Below are 4657 nucleotides of genomic sequence, written 5' to 3'. Positions count from 1 at the left end.
CAGAATTAGAACGAGTGTTTAGAAAAAGATGTGCCATTTATTGACATAGGAGCAGGGATCCAGGTCATATTGTTCTTGGACAATTCCCGCTAGACCATCGATTCCTCGACTCAAGTCGGTACGACCGCAAACCAAATAGACTTGAGCGATACGCTTAAGGTCAAGTAACATTTAGAACACCGCCTTTAAAAGTGCGTCAAGAATATAGCTGTTAACGCGGTTATAGACAATAACGGTCTTCTCATTGCTTATTTTGATCTGTAATGCTTTGGTTGCCTCCGACAGCCTAGACTTAGTCTGATCCATTTGAAAGTGAACAACATCAGGTTTATCTTCCATACAAATGCCTCACCAAATTTGAATTGATGAGGTAAGTGTAGCGCGCTAAATTGTTGATGAAAATCCGTCATTTGATTGGGTGCTTACTATTATCCTCCTAACAAAATGGGCCAAGGCCCTTCAGCCTTGACCCATTGTTTGTCTTATTTCACAGCACCTTCAGAAACCCCGGCGATGATCTGCTTTTGCATCACGAAGTAGAAAATGATCACTGGAATGATCGCAATCGTCAACCCAGCCATCGCCAAATGCCATTGCTTGGTAAACTGACCAAAGAAATCAAACATCGTCAGTGGAATGGTTTGTGATCCTGGTTGGTTGATGACCAAACTTGGCAGTAGGTAGTCGTTCCAGATCCACATCACATTCAGCAACGCCACAGTAACAGTTGTTGGTTGAAGCATTGGGAAAATCACTTTAGTAAAAATCTGCCAGCGACTAGCGCCATCGATGATCGCCGCTTCATCAAGGGCTTGCGGGATCCCTTTCATCGCACCGTTGTATAAGAACACTGACATGCTAGCCCCAAATCCCAAGTACATGAAGACCAAACCTGGCCGATTCAACATGTTGACCCGCCCAAATACTGAAACCAACGGGATCATAACGGATTGGAATGGTACCAGCATTGCGGCAACAAACAACATGTAGAAGAAACCGCTCCACTTACTTTTCGTCCGTTGGATCGCATAAGCGGCCAGCGATGAAAACAAGATAATGATCGCGACAGACACCACGGTGATCACCAACGAGTTCATAAACGTGGACACAACGTTGAGGTCTTTAGCTGAGTTCACATAGTTGTCGAAGTTTAAATGCTTCGGCAAACCCAAGGTATCACTGAACAATTCCTTTTTGGTTTTAAAGGAGTTGGTCAACATCAGATAAAATGGGGAGATCCAGATCACGCCTAAAATACAGCCGACAATGATCATCCAAATTTTTTTGGTATTTTTTTCTGCATGCATTAGGCTTCGATCTCCTTTCTAGAAGTGAGGTAAACCTGAGTCAAGGAAATGATCGCCACAAAGACGAAGAAGATAACCGCTTTAGCTTGAGCAAAGCCCATTTTGTTCATGGAAAAGGCGGTGTTGTAAATGTTCATGGCAACCATTTGCGTCGAGTTGTAAGGGCCACCTGCCGTTAAGGACAAGTTTTGATCATACAACTTGAAGCAGTTGGACAACGTCATGAACAAGGAAACCGTGAACCCTGGCATGATCAATGGGAACTTGATCTGCCAAAACTTTTGCGTCGCTGAAGCCCCATCTAAGTCAGCAGCTTCCAGCAAGGATTGATCGATTCCTTGCAAATAAGAAATGTAAATCACCATGATGTAGCCAGAATATTGCCAAACCATCACGATCACCAAAGCCCAAAAGCCGGTGTTCGTCGTGGCCAACCAGCTGCCAAGACCAGGAATACCAGTCAATTTGCCAAAAGCGGAGAAAGCTTCAACAAAGATGAACTGCCAAATGAACCCTAAGATCAACCCACCGATCAAGTTCGGCATGAAGAAGATCGTCCGCAAAATATTGGCGCCTTTGAACTTGTTGGTCACTAACACCGCCAAGCCTAAGCCGATCACGTTGATCAACACAATGGCGATCACTGAGAATTTAATGGTGAACCACAGTGATGCCAAGTAAGTCGGGTCTTTTAAGGCATTGATGTAGTTAGAGATCCCCACAAACGCACTTTGAGAAACCCCGTCCCAATTGGTGAAGGAATAAAAGATTCCATAAAAGAATGGCAACAATACCACTAGGAACAATGCAATCAGTACTGGTGCCGAAAACAGGTAAAACCAGGTTTTTTTCTTGGACATCAAGTAACCCCCTTGAAAATAGTATCAAACATCTACGTGCATCTGCCAAACGGCTGCCTTGTGCACGTTGATGCGCACATGGGACTCATGAATCAAATAATGGCGAGATGCGGCATCCCGCACCTAAATCAGATTTGGAAAAACAAGAAGGAGAGAATGTCTCCTCTCCCTCCATCATAAAACTTACTGGCCTGCGCGGGCTGTCTCCCAGGCTGCTTGAGAGTTCTTGATTGCAGTGTTCCAGCTTTCTTTGCCGGACACATACTTTTGCAGTTCTGGTGCCATGCCGTTTTGAGCCCAGCCAGTGGCAAACCCACCAAAGACTAAGCCTTGCGTTTGCTTGTCGCTGATATAAGAGTAGGCATCTTTACCTAAAGGATCAGAGATCTTGGAAGAATCAAAGCCAGAGTATGCAGGAACGACTTTGAGCTTGGTCAACACAATGTTCTTCCCAGTCTTGGAAGTGAATAACCAATCCAAGAAATCACGTGAAGCCTTTTGCGTCTTGGTGTCTGCTTGCTTGTTGACGGCCCACCATTGGGTCACACCGACTGGCAGTTTGCCAGCAGATTTGCTGTTGACTGGAATTGGGATAATACCAATGTCTTTGGCCAAGTTCTTATCAACAGATTCAATGGTTGGGTAAACCCAAGTGCCTTGTTCTGCCATAGCGACTTTGCCAGTGGAGAACAATTTTTCAATTTGGGTGGAATAATCCATACTTTGCACTGGTTGTGCGGAGTACTTCGTTGTGGCATCAATGTATTGCTTGAAGTAATCAGAGTTCTTCCAAGAAATCGTCTTGGCGTTATAAGCTTTGGTGACAGAGCCGTTGAATTCTTGGGATAAGAATGGATCGACAGCATGTTGGCCAATGACCCACCATTCTTTCATTGGAAAGGCGGTAGCAGCTTGAATGCCTAATTCAGACTTCTTATCGTTTAACGTCTTCAATGCATTTTCATAGGCAGCCATCGTGGTGATCTTTGAAGCATCAATGCCAGCCTTTTGGAAAATCGTCTTGTTATAAACGATCCCAATTGCTTCTTGCAGCACTGGGTAGCCTAAGACTTGGCTACCAGACTTTACCGTGTTTAGCGTGCCAGGTAAGGCTTTCTTGATGGCCTTGCCAGCAGATACATCAGACAAATACTTCTTATAGGTCTGCAGTTGTTGTGGGCCTTCCAAAGCGAAGATGTCTGGCGTCTTACCAGATTGCATCTTAGCTTTCAAAGCGGCTTGATAATCAGTCCCACCACCAACAGAAGTGACCTTGACCTTAACCCCTTTGTGCGTCTTGTTATAAGTAGCTGCCGCAGCATTCAGTTGATCTTTAAATTCAACTTTCATGTTGTAGAAATCAACGGTAGTCGTTTTGCTCGAGCTGCTGGAGCAAGCTGTCATTGTCATTGCACTGCCAAGCAATGCGGCCCCAACGATGACACTTTTCACTAACTTATGCTTTATCCCTAACATCTTTCTCATCCTCTCTTACGAAGCGCTTACATTTATTATCATACCTGGCCGATGCGTAACACACAAGTGCTAAACGCCTAAAAATCGGCTGTTACCGCTATCAGAAATTTTACCCTATAAAATATGATGGCACCAGAATATTATTTATATATAATGCTACGCCAAAGCTTAACGTAATAAGTTCCTGACGCCCTTTCACAAATCACCTATGCTAAAATGAAGATAACTCATTTTCGGAGGTTCAATATGTCCAAACATCAACCACAAACCCCACTGGCTCAAAACATTGTCAATTGGCTTTACCCGATCACGGTTTTAGGCTTATTCACGATCACAGTAGAAGCCCCATTACTAGCCGCCTTGTTACTGTTAAAAACGAGCTGGCTCAAAGTATTATTGGTCTGGTTATTTTTGTTACCAGTCGGTCCGGTAGCAACGACAGCAATTGCCATTGCTGGTCGTTTTCTGCGAACGCAAACCCCAGGATTATACTTAGATGCTTGGCGATTCATGCGCCAACATGGTAGCGAAGCACTACGGCTGTGGCTGCCAACTTGGATTTTCAGCTTACCGCTTTGGGCATATAGCCAAGGCGTTTTGTCTGCAAGTAACCGGTGGTTGTTCGTGTTGATCCCGCTGCTGTTCGTCATTGCTTTATTATTATTGCTGTTGCAAACCGCAGTCTGGATGATCAATGCCAACTTCACCTTCCCATATTGGGATTACTGGCGCTTGGCCATCGGCGGATTTTCCGCCAAGAAGTTGACGTTTTTCGCCAATTTGTTGCTCACCTTAATCGGCTTTGCGATCGGCGCATGGTTCAGTCCCTTATTGCTGATCGTATTAAGCTCATGCTTATTAGTTCCGATGGTTGCTTTAGACCAACCGCTGTTGGCCTGGGTCAAGGCAAACTTTATTAAGAAATAGACCCCACCTCCTTAAAAGCTTTTGACCTATCTGAAGTGCTTCATAATTGTTAGACAAACAGTCTAATGATTGTGAGGCACTTTTTGT

General features: G+C 44.5%; 6 protein-coding genes. 1 reads left to right on the top strand and 5 read right to left on the bottom strand.

Annotation, left to right across the window (positions count from 1 at the left end; genetic code table 11):
- Nucleotides 1-18 precede the first annotated feature (18 nt).
- The 5 genes from tnpB to FC15_RS01605 all read right to left on the bottom strand — a co-directional run bounded on the left by tnpB (nucleotide 19) and on the right by FC15_RS01605 (nucleotide 3643).
- Entirely contained in the window at nucleotides 19-171 is a 153-nt protein-coding gene (gene tnpB / locus FC15_RS08945) for an IS66 family insertion sequence element accessory protein TnpB (protein ID WP_083479040.1), read from the bottom strand.
- On the bottom strand, nucleotides 172-339 hold the full coding sequence (locus FC15_RS09240; protein ID WP_169790181.1) for a hypothetical protein: 168 nt from the start codon (nucleotides 337-339) through the stop codon (nucleotides 172-174). It abuts the gene before it with no gap.
- A gap of 143 nt (nucleotides 340-482) precedes the next feature.
- Complete coding sequence (locus FC15_RS01615) at nucleotides 483-1307, bottom strand: carbohydrate ABC transporter permease (RefSeq protein ID WP_057823275.1); 825 nt, start codon at nucleotides 1305-1307, stop codon at nucleotides 483-485.
- Nucleotides 1307-2167, bottom strand: coding sequence for a carbohydrate ABC transporter permease (locus FC15_RS01610; RefSeq protein ID WP_057823273.1), 861 nt, complete (start codon nucleotides 2165-2167; stop codon nucleotides 1307-1309). Before FC15_RS01610 ends, FC15_RS01615 begins: the two co-directional genes overlap by 1 nt.
- A gap of 183 nt (nucleotides 2168-2350) precedes the next feature.
- Nucleotides 2351-3643: an ABC transporter substrate-binding protein gene (locus FC15_RS01605; RefSeq protein ID WP_057823271.1), complete on the bottom strand. Its 1293-nt coding sequence runs from the start codon at nucleotides 3641-3643 to the stop codon at nucleotides 2351-2353.
- A 246-nt stretch (nucleotides 3644-3889) separates the two neighbouring features.
- On the opposite strand from FC15_RS01605, the gene FC15_RS01600 reads away from it, so the two are divergent.
- Nucleotides 3890-4570, top strand: a complete 681-nt coding sequence (locus FC15_RS01600) for a hypothetical protein (protein ID WP_057823269.1) — start codon at nucleotides 3890-3892, stop codon at nucleotides 4568-4570.
- Nucleotides 4571-4657: the final 87 nt, after the last annotated feature.

The sequence above is a fragment of the Lapidilactobacillus concavus DSM 17758 genome (genome assembly GCF_001435835.1).
GTDB classification, from domain to species: domain Bacteria; phylum Bacillota; class Bacilli; order Lactobacillales; family Lactobacillaceae; genus Lapidilactobacillus; species Lapidilactobacillus concavus.
The sequence above is the reverse complement of the archived record's forward strand: the minus strand, read 5'-3'. Positions and strand labels throughout refer to the sequence as shown.

Coding starts and splice junctions, on each gene's coding strand:
- tnpB (WP_083479040.1), bottom strand. CDS start 171: ATGTTACTTGACCTTAAGCGTATCGCTCAAGTCTATTTGGTTTGCGGT.
- FC15_RS09240 (WP_169790181.1), bottom strand. CDS start 339: ATGGAAGATAAACCTGATGTTGTTCACTTTCAAATGGATCAGACTAAG.
- FC15_RS01615 (WP_057823275.1), bottom strand. CDS start 1,307: ATGCATGCAGAAAAAAATACCAAAAAAATTTGGATGATCATTGTCGGC.
- FC15_RS01610 (WP_057823273.1), bottom strand. CDS start 2,167: ATGTCCAAGAAAAAAACCTGGTTTTACCTGTTTTCGGCACCAGTACTG.
- FC15_RS01605 (WP_057823271.1), bottom strand. CDS start 3,643: ATGTTAGGGATAAAGCATAAGTTAGTGAAAAGTGTCATCGTTGGGGCC.
- FC15_RS01600 (WP_057823269.1), top strand. CDS start 3,890: ATGTCCAAACATCAACCACAAACCCCACTGGCTCAAAACATTGTCAAT.